18 protein-coding genes and 1 rRNA gene are annotated in these 15,844 nt (G+C 43.8%); 6 read left to right on the top strand and 13 right to left on the bottom strand.

Going from position 1 to position 15,844, the window contains the following annotated elements:
- Positions 1-4: 4 nt before the first annotated feature.
- Positions 5-478 (bottom strand): TspO/MBR family protein, encoded by a 474-nt coding sequence (locus QUB66_RS22100; RefSeq protein ID WP_265234286.1) that lies wholly within the window; start codon positions 476-478, stop codon positions 5-7.
- Between the two features lie 228 nt (positions 479-706).
- Complete coding sequence (locus QUB66_RS22095) at positions 707-1,288, bottom strand: hypothetical protein (protein WP_332969748.1); 582 nt, start codon at positions 1,286-1,288, stop codon at positions 707-709.
- 361 nt (positions 1,289-1,649) lie between these two features.
- Here QUB66_RS22095 and QUB66_RS22090 point away from each other — a divergent pair, with 361 nt between their 5' ends.
- Positions 1,650-1,964 carry a zinc ribbon domain-containing protein gene (locus tag QUB66_RS22090; protein ID WP_265234288.1) on the top strand — a complete coding sequence of 105 codons (315 nt, stop codon included), beginning with the start codon at positions 1,650-1,652 and terminating at the stop codon, positions 1,962-1,964.
- Positions 1,965-2,233: 269 nt separating this feature from the next.
- Positions 2,234-3,058, top strand: coding sequence for an SDR family oxidoreductase (locus tag QUB66_RS22085; protein WP_332969747.1), 825 nt, complete (start codon positions 2,234-2,236; stop codon positions 3,056-3,058).
- Positions 3,059-3,065: 7 nt separating this feature from the next.
- Here the strand turns inward: QUB66_RS22085 and QUB66_RS22080 are convergent, their stop codons facing one another.
- From QUB66_RS22080 to sufB, 8 genes are all read right to left on the bottom strand, one after another.
- Positions 3,066-3,497, bottom strand: a complete 432-nt coding sequence (locus tag QUB66_RS22080; protein ID WP_265234290.1) for a hypothetical protein — start codon at positions 3,495-3,497, stop codon at positions 3,066-3,068.
- 2 nt (positions 3,498-3,499) lie between these two features.
- Positions 3,500-4,132: a Uma2 family endonuclease gene (locus QUB66_RS22075; RefSeq protein WP_332969745.1), complete on the bottom strand. Its 633-nt coding sequence runs from the start codon at positions 4,130-4,132 to the stop codon at positions 3,500-3,502.
- A gap of 158 nt (positions 4,133-4,290) precedes the next feature.
- Positions 4,291-4,719: an Imm1 family immunity protein gene (locus QUB66_RS22070; protein WP_332969743.1), complete on the bottom strand. Its 429-nt coding sequence runs from the start codon at positions 4,717-4,719 to the stop codon at positions 4,291-4,293.
- Complete coding sequence (locus QUB66_RS22065; RefSeq protein WP_332969742.1) at positions 4,719-5,114, bottom strand: deaminase; 396 nt, start codon at positions 5,112-5,114, stop codon at positions 4,719-4,721. Before QUB66_RS22065 ends, QUB66_RS22070 begins: the two co-directional genes overlap by 1 nt.
- A gap of 178 nt (positions 5,115-5,292) precedes the next feature.
- Positions 5,293-6,543, bottom strand: coding sequence for a cysteine desulfurase (locus QUB66_RS22060; protein ID WP_332969741.1), 1,251 nt, complete (start codon positions 6,541-6,543; stop codon positions 5,293-5,295).
- Positions 6,544-6,736: 193 nt separating this feature from the next.
- A complete protein-coding gene (gene sufD, locus QUB66_RS22055) occupies positions 6,737-8,080 on the bottom strand; it encodes a Fe-S cluster assembly protein SufD (RefSeq protein WP_332969740.1) in 1,344 nt (447 codons plus the stop codon).
- Positions 8,077-8,868 (bottom strand): Fe-S cluster assembly ATPase SufC, encoded by a 792-nt coding sequence (sufC, locus tag QUB66_RS22050; protein ID WP_332969739.1) that lies wholly within the window; start codon positions 8,866-8,868, stop codon positions 8,077-8,079. The genes sufD and sufC overlap by 4 nt, the downstream gene beginning before the upstream one ends.
- A 225-nt stretch (positions 8,869-9,093) precedes the next feature.
- Complete coding sequence (gene sufB / locus QUB66_RS22045; RefSeq protein WP_332969738.1) at positions 9,094-10,533, bottom strand: Fe-S cluster assembly protein SufB; 1,440 nt, start codon at positions 10,531-10,533, stop codon at positions 9,094-9,096.
- Positions 10,534-10,718: 185 nt separating this feature from the next.
- On the opposite strand from sufB, the gene sufR reads away from it, so the two are divergent.
- From sufR to rrf, 3 genes are all read left to right on the top strand, one after another.
- Complete coding sequence (sufR, locus tag QUB66_RS22040; protein ID WP_332969737.1) at positions 10,719-11,477, top strand: iron-sulfur cluster biosynthesis transcriptional regulator SufR; 759 nt, start codon at positions 10,719-10,721, stop codon at positions 11,475-11,477.
- Between the two features lie 57 nt (positions 11,478-11,534).
- Positions 11,535-11,942 carry a hypothetical protein gene (locus QUB66_RS22035; protein ID WP_332969736.1) on the top strand — a complete coding sequence of 136 codons (408 nt, stop codon included), beginning with the start codon at positions 11,535-11,537 and terminating at the stop codon, positions 11,940-11,942.
- A 243-nt stretch (positions 11,943-12,185) separates the two neighbouring features.
- Positions 12,186-12,302 (top strand): 5S ribosomal RNA (rrf, locus tag QUB66_RS22030).
- Between the two features lie 60 nt (positions 12,303-12,362).
- Here rrf and QUB66_RS22025 read toward each other — a convergent pair.
- From QUB66_RS22025 to vapB, 3 genes are all read right to left on the bottom strand, one after another.
- Positions 12,363-13,136 carry a DUF3226 domain-containing protein gene (locus tag QUB66_RS22025; protein WP_332969735.1) on the bottom strand — a complete coding sequence of 258 codons (774 nt, stop codon included), beginning with the start codon at positions 13,134-13,136 and terminating at the stop codon, positions 12,363-12,365.
- 2 nt (positions 13,137-13,138) lie between these two features.
- On the bottom strand, positions 13,139-14,272 hold the full coding sequence (locus tag QUB66_RS22020; protein ID WP_332969734.1) for an AAA family ATPase: 1,134 nt from the start codon (positions 14,270-14,272) through the stop codon (positions 13,139-13,141).
- A gap of 171 nt (positions 14,273-14,443) precedes the next feature.
- Positions 14,444-14,647, bottom strand: a complete 204-nt coding sequence (vapB, locus tag QUB66_RS22015) for a type II toxin-antitoxin system VapB family antitoxin (RefSeq protein WP_332969733.1) — start codon at positions 14,645-14,647, stop codon at positions 14,444-14,446.
- A gap of 181 nt (positions 14,648-14,828) precedes the next feature.
- Here vapB and nadC point away from each other — a divergent pair, with 181 nt between their 5' ends.
- Positions 14,829-15,692 (top strand): carboxylating nicotinate-nucleotide diphosphorylase, encoded by an 864-nt coding sequence (nadC, locus tag QUB66_RS22010; protein ID WP_332969763.1) that lies wholly within the window; start codon positions 14,829-14,831, stop codon positions 15,690-15,692.
- Positions 15,693-15,844 lie beyond the last annotated feature (152 nt).

Here is a 15,844-nt window from a genome sequence, read left to right as displayed (position 1 = left end):
AAGGCTAAACATCGGCCGGATTCAAGTGCATCATTGCCCAAGTCGTGTAAGTGCCTATCGGACTCCAGAGTATATAAGGCAGCAATAACAGGGCCGCAGGCTCCGAAACTGGCAACACACTTAAAGCTAGCACCACGCTTAAAATAGCGCCCGTTCCGCCGATGATTGTCCCGACTTTTAGACTCTTAAGTTTGCACATCACAGAGGTATAAGATATGGTTACTATTTCTAAAAGCAGGTACAAACCCATTCTCAGCCAAGTCTCCTGAGTTCCCGGTTCTTTTTCCCAAACAATCACTGCTGACCAAGCTGCACAAATAAAAATTACTGTCCAAATGATGGGAATTGCCTTTTCAAATACTAGCCATTTCGGACGCTGCAAGCGGTTGAACCACTGAATGTCACTGGGCGAGAGCAAGTTAGCTGCGAGTGCTACTACAAAGGCGACACCTCCGATTACCATCCAGGATTTAATCATTTCTCTACCTTTGGTTAGATTGACGGCTCCGATTAAATATCTATTTTAGGTAATTCCGGCGCAAAATACATCTATCTCCAGTCTTAAATTGATAATTTAAAGTAAATTAAACTGGTTAAAAATGGCAAATTTATTACCTTCGCAGTCCGGGACAGATAACCTAATTATGTAGGTGCGCAGCGCGCACCTTACCTCTATAAGTAGCACTTAGCCTAGCAACTTTGGAGGCTAGCCGAGTCGGTGATGGTGTTCTAATTCTAAACTAGAGTCATCATCTTTTTTGGGAACCAGAAGCGTATTTTCGCTACTTGGTTGCAACACAGCTTTAATTACTTGAAGAAAACGGTTGGGTTTTTTCGCTTGACCGTTGAGACTGCGACGGTCTTTCACTTTTTGAGAAAGGTGTCGCATCACAGATAAATCTAGTTCATCAATGAAATGATCTGCTATACGTTCTCCCATTAATTCAACAGCTTCAGAATACTGTTCTGTCAGCGTTTCTATGGCATCATAAGCTTCGTCAGCAACTTGACTTGCTACTGTTTTGTTTTGGTCGCCTGATGTCTGGGAATTGCTGCGTCGCCTATCTAAAAGACTTTGGTACTCAGCAATGCTCATGCCCAAATTGTAAAGGTGGTGGTGAGCGTGATCCATCAAATCTACTTCACCGGGATAAAAGAAACCGCGAGTGCTGTTGATGGCGTGCAGTTTTGCCCAACGCCGCAGAATTGTCTCGTCTTGGAGTTGGTATCGCTCCAACATTTGAGCTGTATTTAGCTCTACTTCTGGCGTAACTTTGAAATCGCTCATCGGTAAATCCTCGCTGGTGAGTAGATGAATAAACTTGAAACCTAGAATCTGTGTTTTGGGTACAGTCTGAAAATGACGATAAATCCTTTGACGGCATTCAGGGAAGTCTTGCCGGCTGATGCTAGTCGCCGAGCGATCGATCGCATGAGACGATTTCAGGGTAGTGTACTTGTGGGCTTGATCTCGATCGCATCCAGGAGCAACTGCACAGGCTTAATAATATAGCTGATTTCCTGTTTTAACAACCGTTAAAAATAGTAAATTTTAATTTTTTGGTTTGAATTGTTAGTAATTTTGAGCTACAATAGCACTAACAAGTCTGTAATCAGTAGTTTTAGTAGTTGCGATCGAGATTATTAGTATGCCTCTATACGATTATTTATGTCCCCAAAATAACCAGCAGCTAGAAGTTTCCCACAGCATGAACCTCGAAGTTTCGACTTGGGGTCAATTGTGCGATGTAGCTAAATGCGAACCTGGGGACACTCCCGCAGATGCTCCGGTACGCCGTTTGCTGAGCGCTCCGAGGTTACTGAAGCCAACATCCGACACCGATTACAAAAATTCTGGTTTCACCAAGTACGTGAAGCGGGATGAAGGAGTTTATGAAAATGTCACGGCGAAAGATGGTGAAAGCCGTGTTGTCAATCGAGATGGCAAGCCACTTAAAGAGTGAAAATTTACCAAAAAATTGGGTTGTGAGCTAGGGAAACGGCACTGCCGTCTCCTCTATTTCTTGGGTAAAGTAACGGCACTGCCGTGTCCTCTATTTCTTGGGTAGGGAAACAGCACTGCCGTGTCCTGTATTTCAGAGAATTGAAAACAGTAATACTATGCCAATGCCAATCGATCGCGATGCTCTGGATCATACCACAAAACTCACCTCGAATCGATCGCAAAAATCGGCAATAATCTTAAAGGGTATGACACAATGGAGAATTTTTTATGAAAGTTGCGATCATTGGCTGCGGCTATGTCGGTACTGCGACAGCCAAACATTTACGCGCTAAACCCGATTGTACCGTGACGGCGACAACTACGACGGCGAGCCGAGTCAGTGAATTGGAGGGTGTCGCCCAGCGGGTAGCTGTAGTTAAGGGAAATGATGCAAGGGCGATCGCGAGTTTACTGCAAGACCAAGATGCTGTTATGCTGTGCGTCGGCGCTCCAAATGCTCGTGCTTATCGAGAAAGTTACTTAGAGACTGCGACAACTTTGGTATCAGTTTTACAGCAAGTACCGACAGTCAAGCAGGTGATTTATACGGGTACTTATTCTGTGTATGGCGACTGTCAAGGTAAACTGGTAAACGAAGAATCGCCCGTGCAGCCAGCCAATCCCAACGGTGAAATTCTCGCCGAAACAGAACGAATTTTATTAGCAGCATCGAGTCCAAATCTTCACACCTGCATTCTTCGTTTGGGTGGCATTTACGGGCCTGGGCGAGAATTAGTTAAAATCTTTGGAGGCTGGGCTGGAACCACTCGTCCGGGTACGGGGGAAGATGCTACAAATTGGGTGCATCGAGATGATATTGTTGGGGGATTAACCTTTGCTTTGGACAATCGATTGCAGGGGATTTACAATTTAGTCGGGGATGTGTCGCTGTCTAGTCGTGAATTGCTCGATCGTATTTTTGAACGTCATAATCTGCCGAAAGCTACTTGGGATGGAAGTCCTAGCGTGCGACCTTATAATGCGAAGGTGTCGAATCAAAAGATTAAGGCAGCAGGTTATCAATTTATCCATCCTGAAATTACGGAGTTTTAAATACAAATCATTTTGTATTTGCCATAATCGCTTTTGCCACAGATGTCAACTTGCCAGTGAAGCCATCGCCGGGATTAGCCACTGGACCCCAGTTTGCATGGCGAGCGCTTCTGCCTGCATTTATTTCCGCAAAGGCTCGAATAGATTCTAAGTTGCCGCGAGTCATTTCAAAATAAGTGTAAGTACCTCCCCAGCACAGAAATTTCCCGGTAATTCCTCCGATTCTTCCATTGCCTAAATCCATAGTTTTTACCAAATAAACAGAAACAGTAGTTAAACAAGCTTTGTCATAATAAGAATAAACTACCGGAGCCTTCTCATTGTATTTATAGTTGGTTGCGAATATTGTTAGCTCTGAGGGAGTCATCGCGAAACAAGGATTTGCTGTGGACAGAAAAACAATTGTAGTAGTTAGTAATTTTTTCATGATGTGAGACATTTCTATATTTTCTCCTTAACCCAAGTTCTAAAGGATTTGAGCAAAGCCATTTCTCCCATAGTTTGAGTGCGAGTAAAAAAAACAGCCATTTCCGCTACCGATACAAAGGGAAAAGCAATACTAAAGTCGCACTCAACATATTCTGTCTCTACCAACTGATAAAATTTCAAAACTCGCCCGTTATATAGCCAGAGTTCCGGGACGCGAAGTGCTGAATAAATTGCCAATTTATTCATTGAACTGCTGGTAATATCTATTTCAATTGCTAAATCCGGCGGTGGAGCAGTTTCTAAGTCTAGTTCTTGCCTGTCTCTGACTGCTGGTTCGTTTTGGATATAATAGCAATTGTCAGGTTCTATGCCCTTTTTAGCTCGTTTTTGCTTGAGAGTCATTGAGCCGGCACTTTTGATTTCAATGCCTAGTTCTTCTGCTAAAATAAAAATGAAGCGGTCAGACTTAATCTTGGGATTTTCATGTTCGTATAAAGGACTCATAATTTCCAACATCCCGTTATCATAAGCTATGCGATAACCTCGGCTATCGCCTATTTCTTTGAGCAAGGTTTCAAAGGTTGACCAGCTAATGTTTTCTAACAGTGTTCTCTGTTCGGCTAAACTTGAAGTAGTAGCAATCATCTCAAAATCTCCTTGAGTTGAGCAAGCTATAGTTTTATTTTATCACGGGCCCAGATACTATCAAAAAGGGGGTTCTTTTTTTGAACCGCAGATGCAGGCGGATAGATGCTGATGAACGCAGATGGATGAAAGGGCGATCGGACTTCACTTAGATTGTGTTAAATCTTATTTGATGACACCGCTAATTCTTTCTCTTCTTCCCAAGACAGTGACATTTGAAGTTGTCCTGATACTGTAAATGTTTGAGCTGCCAACAAAGCCGTCTCTAAATTTACACACATCCTGGCAGAATAATTACCTTCTTGTCCGCCGACAACTAGCTTTTCTATTGCATCTGGTTTTGAGGGATCTACTAAATTATGGAAGCTAACGTTATCCAAAGTTATGTTAACAACATATTTACCGGATTCGCCGCCACCAATGCTCATATAACACTCGTCATCTGCACCCAAGGTAACTAAAGTTTTACTTTTCCCATCTAACTCGCGAATGGCTTGTTCTATTTGACTCCAAGTAGGACTTTCTATTAAATCACCTTCATCCTGGTTGCCAACCCATTTTTCTGCTGATAGGTTTAACACAAACATTATTGCCTCCTTCTATTTGGGGGTTTAACGGTTATTGTTTTACTTTCACTGGGAGTAATAATTTCTAATTCTTCTATATTTAACTGCCAAGCCATAGAGTTTACTCCACCTCTTAAGCCGCAGGCTGCACAAAGTTCGCGATCGCAAATCAAACGTGCTTTACCTCCTCTAATTCCCGCATCGGCTGCTTGTTGAAAAGCATCGGCTTCAGCGTGGGTTTTGGTGATAGGATTGACATTAAAGGTTATTTGCCGACGATTCGGGTTGCTGCCAGAGTTGATGCCAAAAAAACTTTGACCAGCTATTTCTAGTTTAGCTATCGTTGATTTATCGGTTTCGCTGCCAGCCGGTGGTAAACCTAGGCTTTGTCTATATGCACCTAGTTCATCAAACACACTTTGTATTTTTGCCTTTCCTTTGGGTTGACAGCCCCTATTTTACCAGATTGCGTTCTGGTTTGGGGATTTGGGGTGCGATCGCTCTCTTCTCGATCCGCATTCATCTGCGGTAAAAAAGGGCGATCGCTTCTAAATTTCTACCTGCGAACCATCGCCAACCAACTTACTCTATAATCTAACTAAAAAAGTCGATCGTCTCTTTCAACGCTTTGACAAACACATCAATCTCCTCATAGGTATTATAAAAATACAAACTCGCTCTGGCAGTAGATGAGATATCAAGATAGCGGTGCAAAGGTTGCGTGCAGTGATGCCCGGAACGAATCGCGACCCCATCTTGATCTAACATGGTAGACAAGTCTTGAGGATGAATTTCTCCCGCTGTAAATGATGCTAGCGCGGCTCTACCTTCGCCGTTGCTGTCCGGTTGCGGCCCGTAAATTTTAATCTGTGGAATTTGCCGCAATTGTTGGAACAGATAAGCCGTCAATTCGGCTTCGCAAGCGTGAATCTGATCCATGCCTATGTTACTAAGATAGTCGATTGCTGCACCAAGGGCGATCGCCTCCCCGATTGCCGGAGTCCCCGCCTCAAACTTGTGCGGCAAATCAGCATAGGTAGAATATTCGAGAAACACATCAGCAATCATCTCGCCGCCGCCGAAAAACGGAGGCATTTCTCTGAGCAAGTCCAGTTTACCGTACAGAAAACCGATGCCAGTCGGAGCGCACATTTTATGACCCGAAGCAACCAGCCAATCGCAATCCATTGCTTGCACGTCTATTACCATGTGCGGCACACTTTGGCAAGCATCAATTAAAACTTTTGCGCCAAAATTGTGGGCAATTTCGCAGATTTCTTTGACTGGATTGATGCAGCCCAAGGTATTAGAAACGTGAACGATTGAAACCAACTTAGTTTTATCAGAAATCAGCGTTTTAAACTGTTCTAAATCCAACTCGTTAGTCTCGGTTAACTCCACAAATTTGAGTACCGCACCAGTTTTTTGAGCAATCATTTGCCAGGGAACCAGATTGCTGTGGTGTTCCATCACCGACAGAATAATTTCATCTCCCGCTTGCAGATTGCTCAAACCCCAAGAATAAGCAACCAAATTAATCGCTTCGGTGGCGTTGCGAGTGTAAACAATTTCTTGTCGCGAAGCCGCATTGATAAACGCTGCAACTTTATCTCTCGCACCTTCGTAAGCATCAGTGGCTTTAGCGCTGAGAGAGTGAGCGCCGCGGTGCACGTTAGCATTGTATTGTTCGTAGTAATCGCGCCAAGCGTTGAGCACAGCTAGGGGTTTTTGAGAAGTAGCTGCATTGTCTAAATAAATTAGCGGTTTCCCGTGAACTTGTTGTGTCAAAATTGGGAAATCGCCGCGAACTTTTGATGCTAGGGTTTTTTCTTGAATAAGTGTCATAATTTCTGAGTTAATAATGTTGTGAAACTTGCTTCTAGGGCGTATTGTTGAACCCGGAGATCCCCCCTAGCCCCCCTTAATAAGGGGGGGACAAGAATATTCTCAAAGTCCCCCTTCTTAAGGGGGATTTAGGGGGATCTCCGGGTTTGATTGCAAAGGCAAGAAAACACCCCCCAGTCTGTGGCTAATTCCTTTATTCTTGCACAGCCACACAAGTAGAAAGCATTTTCGCCACCCCAATAATCGGCAACATATTGAGAATTTCCGCCGCAAAAGCATCAATCAACAAATAGCGACTTCTTTCCAAATTCAAACCGCGACTTTGCAAGTAGAAAAGCTCATCATCTTCTAACTGACTGACAGTTGCACCGTGGGAACATTTAACGTTATCCGCCACAATTTCTAACTGCGGTTTGGTATCGACGCGCGCCCTCGGCGACAGCAACAAATTCCGGCTCAACTGTCCGGCATCTGTCAATTGTGCCGCTTTGCGAACGAAAACTTTGCCGTTAAATACTGCACGAGCTTTGTTACCAACAATGCACTTGTGCAATTGCCTACTTGTGCCGTGGGGATGATTGAAATCAATTAGACTGTGAGTGTCTGCTAACTGTTCGCCAAAGGCTACGGTTAAGCCGTTTAGAATTGTTTCGGTGCCTTCGCCGCGCTGAAATACTTCTAAATTGTGGCGCGATATTTTGCCGCCCAAGCTGATAGCATGACAAGTATAGCTGCTGTTCCGCGATTGCTCGATCGCACTTTTGCCAATATGAACCACATTCAAACCTTCGCGCTGAAGCCGAACATGGTTCACCGTGGCATTTTCGCCGACAAAAACATCCGTCACAGCATTCGTAAAAGCGGGTAAATTACCGATTGTGGTGTAATCCTCAATCAGCGTAACTTTGCTGCCAGCCTCAGCTATGACTAAGCAGTGCGGCTGACACATCGTCGCAGATGCACCTGGTGCAGTCAGGAACAGCAAGTGAATCGGCAGCTCGACGGACATATTGGCCGGCACGAATACCACCGCAGAATCCGCCAAACCCGCAGTATTCAGCGCTGTAAAAACTTCCGTTTGCTGGCTGTGCTTGCTCAAAACATCGGTGATGCGCGATCGATATTTTTCGGGTACATTAGATAGATTACCAGCATAAAAGTCGCTAGGCAAATTCGGCAAAACCGCCGACTCCACGGTAGACAAATCCGGCGCATAAAAACCGTTGACAAATACCAATCTTAACGGTAAATCATCCCGATTCTTCACAGGCATAATGATATCAGCCAGCTTAACCGTTGACTGATAGCTCTGCGGTACATGAAAAGGAATTTGCAACACCGACGACAAATCAGTAAAGCGCCATTCCTCATCCTTCACCGTCGGAAAACTCGCAGCAAGCACGTATTCAGTCGCCGCATCCCGCAAATCCTGCAACCCGTAAGCCGAACCTTTGCCATTAGCAACCTCCAACTTACCGCACTGATTCACCAAATCAGCCAAAAACATTTCCCTAGTAGCAACTTGCGTATTTATCATCGCGCGCCAACTCCTGCTGCTTCCTCTTCCACAACCCAATCATAACCGCGCTCTTCCAATTCCAGCGCCAACTCTTTCGGGCCAGTCAATATAATTCTGCCCGCTTCCATGACATGAATAAAATCAGGAATAATGTAATTCAACAACCGCTGATAGTGAGTAATCACCAACATCGAATTTTCAGCAGTTGACAACTGATTCACACCGCCGGCGACAATCTTGAGAGCATCGATATCCAAACCAGAATCAGTCTCATCCAAAATAGCTAACTTGGGTTCCAAAAGAGCCATTTGCAAAATCTCATTGCGCTTTTTCTCGCCCCCAGAAAAACCCTCATTGACGCTGCGGCTCAAGAAAGCCGGATTCATCTTCACAACATCCAGCTTATCCTCGATTAAATCTTGGAAATCAAAAGCATCCAACTCTTCCAAGCCGCGATGTTTGCGGTGAGAATTGTAAGCCACGCGCAAGAAATCCACATTGCTAACGCCGGGAATTTCCAAAGGATATTGAAAAGCCAAAAATATGCCAGCCAAAGAACGTTCTTCCGGCGGTAATTCCAGGAGATTCTGTCCCAGGAAAATAACTTCTCCGCCCGTTACTGTATAAGCAGGATGGCCGGCTAATATCTTGGACAAAGTGCTTTTTCCCGAACCGTTCGGGCCCATAATCGCGTGAATTTCACCCGATTTAATTTCCAGATTCAAACCCTTAAGGATTTGGGTATCTTCCACATTCGCAGTTAAATCGCGGACGGATAGCACCACTTGACTATTTTCAACAATCATCTCTTTTTTTCCTAACTCCTCTAATTTTTTGGTCTTGTTGTAATTCAACTTTTGCCTAACTTCTGCATTGATGAAGGAACCGCAGATGTTAGGCAGATTAACACGGATAAACGCAGATAATTTCAAGAGAATTTGGGAGTCAAGAAAAAGAAAGAAACTTCGATAAATTTTCTTTTCTCTTCTTTCTTCCTTCTTCCTTCTTCCCTCTTCCTTCTTCCTTCGAGATTATCCCACACTGCCTTCGAGCTTCAGACTCAGCAGCTTATCAGCTTCCGCCGCAAATTCCATCGGTAACTGATTGAAAACATCTTTACAGAAACCGCTAATCATCATCGAAATAGCATTTTCTGCGGAAATTCCCCGCTGTGCGAAGAAGAACAATTGCTCTTCTCCAATCTTGGAAGTAGAAGCTTCGTGTTCTACTTTAGCAGTGTGGTTCTGCACTTGAATGTAGGGGAAAGTATTCGCTTGAGCGTTGTCGCCAATCAGCATCGAATCGCACTGAGAATAATTCCGAGCGCCCTTAGCATTCGGGCCCATTTTTACCAAGCCGCGATAGCTGTTGGCAGAATTTCCCGCCGAGATTCCTTTAGAAATAATCGTGCTGCGAGTATTTTTGCCGACGTGGATCATTTTGGTGCCGGTGTCAGCTTGCTGTTTGTGGTTTGTTAGTGCTACCGAGTAGAATTCGCCCACCGAGTTGTCGCCGACTAACACGCAACTGGGATATTTCCAAGTAATCGCTGAACCTGTTTCTACTTGCGTCCAAGAAATCTTAGAGTTGACTCCTTGACACAAGCCGCGTTTGGTAACAAAGTTATAAATTCCGCCTTTACCATTCGCGTCGCCGGCGTACCAGTTCTGCACTGTTGAGTATTTGATATCGGCATTGTCCATTGTTACCAATTCCACGACGGCGGCGTGGAGTTGGTTGGTGTCAAACATCGGCGCGGTGCAGCCTTCTAGGTAAGACACAGAACTGTTTTCTTCGGCAATAATTAGGGTGCGCTCGAACTGGCCGGAATCTTCGTTGTTGATGCGAAAATAAGTTGACAATTCCATTGGGCATTTTACGCCTTTGGGAATGAAAACGAAGGAACCGTCGGTGAATACGGCGGAGTTGAGGGCTGCGAAAAAGTTGTCGCCGACTGGTACAACACTGCCGAGATATTTTTCGATTAGTTCGGGATAATCTTTGATGGCTTCTGTGATGGAACAGAATATAACGCCGTCTTTGGCTAGCTTTTCTCTAAAGGTTGTGGCAATTGAAACGCTGTCGAAAACAACATCGACGGCGACGTTTCCCAGTCGTCTTTGTTCGGATAGGGGAATTCCCAATTTCTCGAAGGTTTCTAATAGTGCCGGATCAACTTCGTCCAAACTGTTGAGCTTTTTGGGCTTTTGTTTGGGCGCGGAGTAGTAGATAATGTTTTGGTAGTCGATCGCGGGATAGTTGACATGAGGCCAAGTAGGCTCAGTCATTGTCAGCCACTTCCGGTATGCTTTGAGGCGGAATTGCAGCATGAATTCCGGTTCGTTTTTCTTGGAGGAAATCAGGCGGACTACATCTTCGCTCAAGCCGCGGGCGATGGTGTCCGACTCGATGTCGGTGACGAAACCGTATTTGTAGGGCTGGTTGACTAGGGTTGTGACTGTAGAGCTCATTAATTTTGTGCTTTCGAGTGTTCTGGATAAGTCTCTCAAAGATGGCAGACGCTTGAACTGTCGGGGGCCCGGCGAGTTCTGGGGGCTGCTGGCAAGTTAAACAACTGTTTTGTTGCTTTAGTATATTTTAAGCTACATTAACAATAGTGATATTGTCAAAGTCAAATTAATAATTTTTTGTGAAGATGGAGACGACTCAGCAGACTTCCACGAAACAAGACATCCTGCAATATTTGCTCAAGGGGGGTCAGGGGACGGCTCTTGAGTTGGCGGAGTCTTTGGAGATGAGCCCGCAGGCGATTCGCCGTCACTTGAAGGATTTGGAGGCGGAGGGCGCAATTCGGTATCAGTCGGTTCAGGCTGGTATGGGGCGACCGCAGCATATTTATGAGCTTACCAGTCTGGGGCGCGATCGCTTCCCGAATCGTTACGGCGATTTTGCTGTGTCTTTCTTGGATACGTTGGCGGAAACAGTCGGCCGCGAGCAAGTGATTAGTATCCTACGAAAACAGTGGCAGCGCAAGGCTACGGACTATCGCAGGTTGGTGGGTTCGGGTTCGCTACAAGAGCGGGTGAGTAAGTTGGTGGAACTCCGCAGGGCTGAAGGTTATATGGCTGAGTGTTATCCTGTAGAATCTGTAGGTGTGGAAATGTGCGATCGCGATGTTAAGGGCGATCGATTTGTGTTGATGGAACACAACTGCGCGATTTCTAATGTTGCGGAAACTTTTCCGAGTGTTTGCGGCAATGAGTTGGAAATGTTTGCGGGGGTTTTGCCGGATTGTACTATAGAGCGGACTCACTGGATTATTGATGGGGAACATCGCTGCGGTTATTTGATTATTGCGAGGAAGGAAGTTCGGCAGCGGATGAGTGTAACCGATTTAACGGATGTCGGTTCGGCAACGGATTTGGTAACGGATGTTACCGATGTCACCGATTAGCAATAACAAATAACAAATAACAAATAACTAATAACTAATAACAAATAACTAATAACTATGGAACCCTTAGCAGATTTTTTAAAGCCGGAAGAGTGCGCCGAAGTTGATATGGCGCTGCTGTCGTCGAAGGAAAAGTTTTCGACTCGATTGGCAATTTATGGTTTGAGGGTGCTCAAGCAAATTGCTGGGGAGACTGGGAGGCCGATAACTGAGGTGTCTAACCAGCAGGTGATGGATTGGATTAAGAATGATCAGAGCATTCAACAGTCGATTCAAGTTGATGCTAGTTTTGAAAACTTTTTTACTAATTTGGTGGTTGCGTCTTTGCGACCGTTGAAGCAAATTGCTGTGGAAGTTGGAGGGACGATCGAGCAATTAACAGTTAAGCAGGTCGTGGCGTGGTTTGTAAAGGATGGGAAGATTCGCCGAGAGCAGGGAACCGATGCTGCTTTTTTGGATTTGTGATTGGGCTGACGCGCTCAGACTGGCAGAAACCGGGTTTTTTCGGCATCTGTCGCCTGCAACGAAATATTTTCATAAAAACCCGGTTTCTCGCCCCTCGTCCGACTCCATGACATCATCGAAAAAAAACTTTTGACAAAGGGGTTGACAAACTGGGGAAAGCTTGGTAATGTAATTAAGTCGAGCGAAAGAGATGCAGCGCATCAAGCTTAACGCAGACACAGGATTTAAAGTTTTCAAAGCTTTCCTGGTGCTTATGGTGTAATGGAACCACTCCGATCCATCCCGAACTCGGTTGTTAAACGTTACTATGGCGAAGATACTCGGCGGGTCACTGCCCGGTAAAATAGCTCGGTGCCAGGTTAATAATAAATTAAAGCTCTTTTCCCGCAACAACGGAAAAGGGCTTTAGTTTTTTGGGGCTTAGGGCAAAATAACTTCATCAAGAAACTTTTTGACAAGCTTCAGGCTATCCAATGCCATTGTTTTCTCATCTATCCATCGATTATCCTGTATTGAAACTTGCAGAGTCTTGCCCGGTCTTAGTATGCTACTGATGACTGAAATTAAGGCCTTATTTTTACCTGCTGGTTTATTTAAGTCCTTCAAGTCATTGCTGGTTAATTGATTAGTATCAATGCTAGAAACATAGTTGGTAGACAAATATAGTAGATTTGGATAATTTAAATTTGCACATTGCAGCAAAATATCTTCTAAAGTTCCTGAATCATTGTTATTGGGAGCGATAAAAATTCCACATTTAGGAGAACCCTTCACTTTTATCACTTCTCCCAGTGCCGAAGGTAAAGACAAACCCAGTGTAAACAACTTAGCTTTGAGTTTGTCGAATCTTTCTTGAGGTGTTTCGACATCATCAGCATCTAAAAAAATACCAAGACCAAAAATTTCTGAAACTGGAATTATAGCAAGACTTTCCTCGATAGTATTTGATAACCGTGTGATTCCAATAGCACTATGTAAAGCAATTGATAGCTCACTATTTTGTAAAAATACTGGAACAGGCACACGCTTCATCAAATCATCATTTATCGGAAATGTTTTAGGTACAAGAGGTTCCCAAAATGAATCAAGCTTAGAGAAAAAAGTAACTCGCTTTAAACCGTAAGATTTGAGAAAGCAAATCAAAAATTCAATATCTTGAGGGCCCTCTGCAACGATGTAACAATACCTAACCATAATCACCTCACATCCAGTCCACGCTCTGCACGCAATCTATATAACAAATTACCAGAAAATCTCTGAGGTGCTTGTCCATTATTGTTTAGTCGAAAAGCTACAACATTGTCTGTAGCAATTTCAGGCTGTAGCATTGCATCGATAGCTTCGAGACTGTGGGTTGTCACAAAAAGCTGTATTTCTCGGCGACGACAGGTTTCAATCAGCCAAGAAAATACACTACCAAGAGCTGAAACATGAATAGATGTCTCAATTTCATCAACTAGCAGTACACCATTAGCTGTAGTCAACAAAGTGAGAGCAATAACTAAAGCTCGCTTAAATCCATCACCAAATACATATAGAGGAGCTAAGCCAAGTTCTTTATGTTTTATGTAAAGAGTGGCTGTAGCGGTTGGTGTGGAAAGTATTTGAATGTCAAGAATATTATCGTCAAAAGAACGAATTAATTCTAACACTTCATGTTTACCATTTTCTTTTTGTAATATGATTTGTGACAGTCGCTCTAGAATAGGTTCAGATGAAGAATAGGAAGGAAATATAGTTGCATTTTTAACGATTGGTTTATTACGTCGGCGCTGAACAAATCGCTCGTTTTCCCAGAACTGAAATATTTCAGTTTCTGTTTCAGATGAGAATAAATCAAGTTGTGCTGAACCTAGATTGACTGCTATTTCTAATTCTAAACCTGCTCTAACTGATTCAAGTTCAGGAGGAGATGTATCTTCTTCAAAGTTTTTTTGATTGTTTTTTTCGACTCCACTACCATAAATTTCTCCAAGCTTTGCTCTCAATTCATGTATGGGTGCAGTCCCATTTGCTTCTATCTGAAATTCTGTTTGATAAAGTTCGTCGTTAGAAGCACCTATTTTTTGATTAAAAATCCATTTTAATGCCTCAATGTTTGGTCGAAGTCTCATTAATTGCGATCGACCGAGATACAATCTACGTTGTGAAACCTCAAGCCACTGAAAGGGATCGAGTGGATTGCATAGAATGGAAATAGCTTCGAGAATGCTAGTTTTTCCTGCATTGTTATCGCCCACAAAAATATTTACCTGTCCCAGTTGAGACAGATTTACTGATTTAAGAGCACGATAGCCACTGATTTGTAAACGGTCAAAGACCTGAGACATAGGAAATGGCTTCAAGAGCCTGATTTTTTATGAGAGTTGAGATTGCTTCTATCAAATCACTAAGACTCAACGTTGTCAATAGGATAGCCACCACAAGTATACTCTATCAAAGCGATCGCGATTTATTCGCTTGAGCTCGCCATCACAATATTTTACTATTATAGACGGTGATTACTTTTCTTTGAGAGGTTCATTAAAATCATCAGACATCCAGATTTTATCTTTCCAAATTCCAAGTCCGCCTCGCTTTGTCGGCTTTTCTTGGGTGGAGTTTTTAGCCTGCTTTTCTAGCAAAAACTCAATATAATGAAGCACTTCTGTCTGAAGAGACTCAGGGAGTTCTTCTAGTTTTTCTAAAATGACTGGCTGTATCATTGTTTATTCTCGCGATCGCCCCATCTACTCCATTAAAGCACCAAAACCCAATGTCAGCAACAGAATAGCCCATTATCTAGCCCGATCGCCCAAAATCGCACTAACACCATCATCATTCTGCAACTTGCCTAAAATCGCCCGATCGACTATCGTTCCTAGTAGCAGGAATCACAAAGGAAAAATGCCAGCAATATTACCGCCTTGGATAGTTTTAGACCCGCTATTGCACAACTGGCTGCTAGAAGATATCGGTAGGGGCGATCGCACAACATCGACCTTATTCCCCGCAGAGAGCGTCCCAGGTACTGCTAAATGGATTGTCAAAGAGGCGGGAGTCGTCGCTGGATTGCCGATCGCCGATCGCACTTTTAAACTTTTAGACAGCCGCTTGAGCTTCAACCCGCAAGTACCAGAAGGGACATTGTGCGACAAAGGACAAGTAATTGCCGAGATTTCTGGCAATTTCGATGCGCTGCTAACCGGTGAAAGAGTAGCATTAAACTTGGCAATGCGTTTGAGTGGCATCGCGACTTTAACTCGCAAATATGTTGACAAAATTGCCGATTTACCTGTGCAATTAGTCGATACCCGCAAAACCACGCCCGGATTGAGATTGTTGGAAAAATACGCGACTCAAGTCGGCGGTGCTTGCAATCACCGGATGGGATTAGATGACGCAGTGATGATTAAAGACAATCATATCGCGGCGGCTGGAGGTATTGCTGAGGCGATCGCCTGTATCCGCAATTCTATCCCCTATCCGCTGACAATCGAAGTCGAAACCGAAACTCTTGCTGAGGTACAAACGGCATTGCAGCACAAAGCTGATATTATCATGTTAGATAATATGTCTTGTGATTTGATGCGGCAGGCTGTGGCAATAATTAGACAGGAGAGCGATCGGGTAAAAATCGAAGCTTCCGGCAATGTTACTTTAGAAACTATTAGAAGTGTTGCGGAAACTGGAGTTGATTATATTTCAACTAGCGCTCCAATTACGCGATCGACTTGGCTAGATTTGAGCATGAAAATTCATAGTCATTAGTCACTTTTCTAAAGGAACTTCGGCAACGGGCAATGTACGGGATATAACGGATTGAATGGAAAGGAAAAGTGTTTTTTCTCTCTCCCTTTCCATTCGCAATTAGCAGTTACGTTAGTCATTAGTTCAAGGTAATACCATTTTGCAGAATAAGT

Source organism: Microcoleus sp. A2-C3 (assembly GCF_036706065.1).
Lineage (GTDB): Bacteria > Cyanobacteriota > Cyanobacteriia > Cyanobacteriales > Microcoleaceae > Microcoleus.
Note: the sequence above shows the minus strand (reverse complement) of the source record. Positions and strands in the feature narration are given on the sequence as shown.

Coding starts and splice junctions, on each gene's coding strand:
- QUB66_RS22100 (WP_265234286.1), bottom strand. CDS start 478: ATGATTAAATCCTGGATGGTAATCGGAGGTGTCGCCTTTGTAGTAGCA.
- QUB66_RS22095 (WP_332969748.1), bottom strand. CDS start 1,288: ATGAGCGATTTCAAAGTTACGCCAGAAGTAGAGCTAAATACAGCTCAA.
- QUB66_RS22090 (WP_265234288.1), top strand. CDS start 1,650: ATGCCTCTATACGATTATTTATGTCCCCAAAATAACCAGCAGCTAGAA.
- QUB66_RS22085 (WP_332969747.1), top strand. CDS start 2,234: ATGAAAGTTGCGATCATTGGCTGCGGCTATGTCGGTACTGCGACAGCC.
- QUB66_RS22080 (WP_265234290.1), bottom strand. CDS start 3,497: ATGTCTCACATCATGAAAAAATTACTAACTACTACAATTGTTTTTCTG.
- QUB66_RS22075 (WP_332969745.1), bottom strand. CDS start 4,132: ATGATTGCTACTACTTCAAGTTTAGCCGAACAGAGAACACTGTTAGAA.
- QUB66_RS22070 (WP_332969743.1), bottom strand. CDS start 4,719: ATGTTTGTGTTAAACCTATCAGCAGAAAAATGGGTTGGCAACCAGGAT.
- QUB66_RS22060 (WP_332969741.1), bottom strand. CDS start 6,543: ATGACACTTATTCAAGAAAAAACCCTAGCATCAAAAGTTCGCGGCGAT.
- sufD (WP_332969740.1), bottom strand. CDS start 8,080: ATGATAAATACGCAAGTTGCTACTAGGGAAATGTTTTTGGCTGATTTG.
- sufC (WP_332969739.1), bottom strand. CDS start 8,868: ATGATTGTTGAAAATAGTCAAGTGGTGCTATCCGTCCGCGATTTAACT.
- sufB (WP_332969738.1), bottom strand. CDS start 10,533: ATGAGCTCTACAGTCACAACCCTAGTCAACCAGCCCTACAAATACGGT.
- sufR (WP_332969737.1), top strand. CDS start 10,719: ATGGAGACGACTCAGCAGACTTCCACGAAACAAGACATCCTGCAATAT.
- QUB66_RS22035 (WP_332969736.1), top strand. CDS start 11,535: ATGGAACCCTTAGCAGATTTTTTAAAGCCGGAAGAGTGCGCCGAAGTT.
- QUB66_RS22025 (WP_332969735.1), bottom strand. CDS start 13,136: ATGGTTAGGTATTGTTACATCGTTGCAGAGGGCCCTCAAGATATTGAA.
- QUB66_RS22020 (WP_332969734.1), bottom strand. CDS start 14,272: ATGTCTCAGGTCTTTGACCGTTTACAAATCAGTGGCTATCGTGCTCTT.
- vapB (WP_332969733.1), bottom strand. CDS start 14,647: ATGATACAGCCAGTCATTTTAGAAAAACTAGAAGAACTCCCTGAGTCT.
- nadC (WP_332969763.1), top strand. CDS start 14,829: ATGCCAGCAATATTACCGCCTTGGATAGTTTTAGACCCGCTATTGCAC.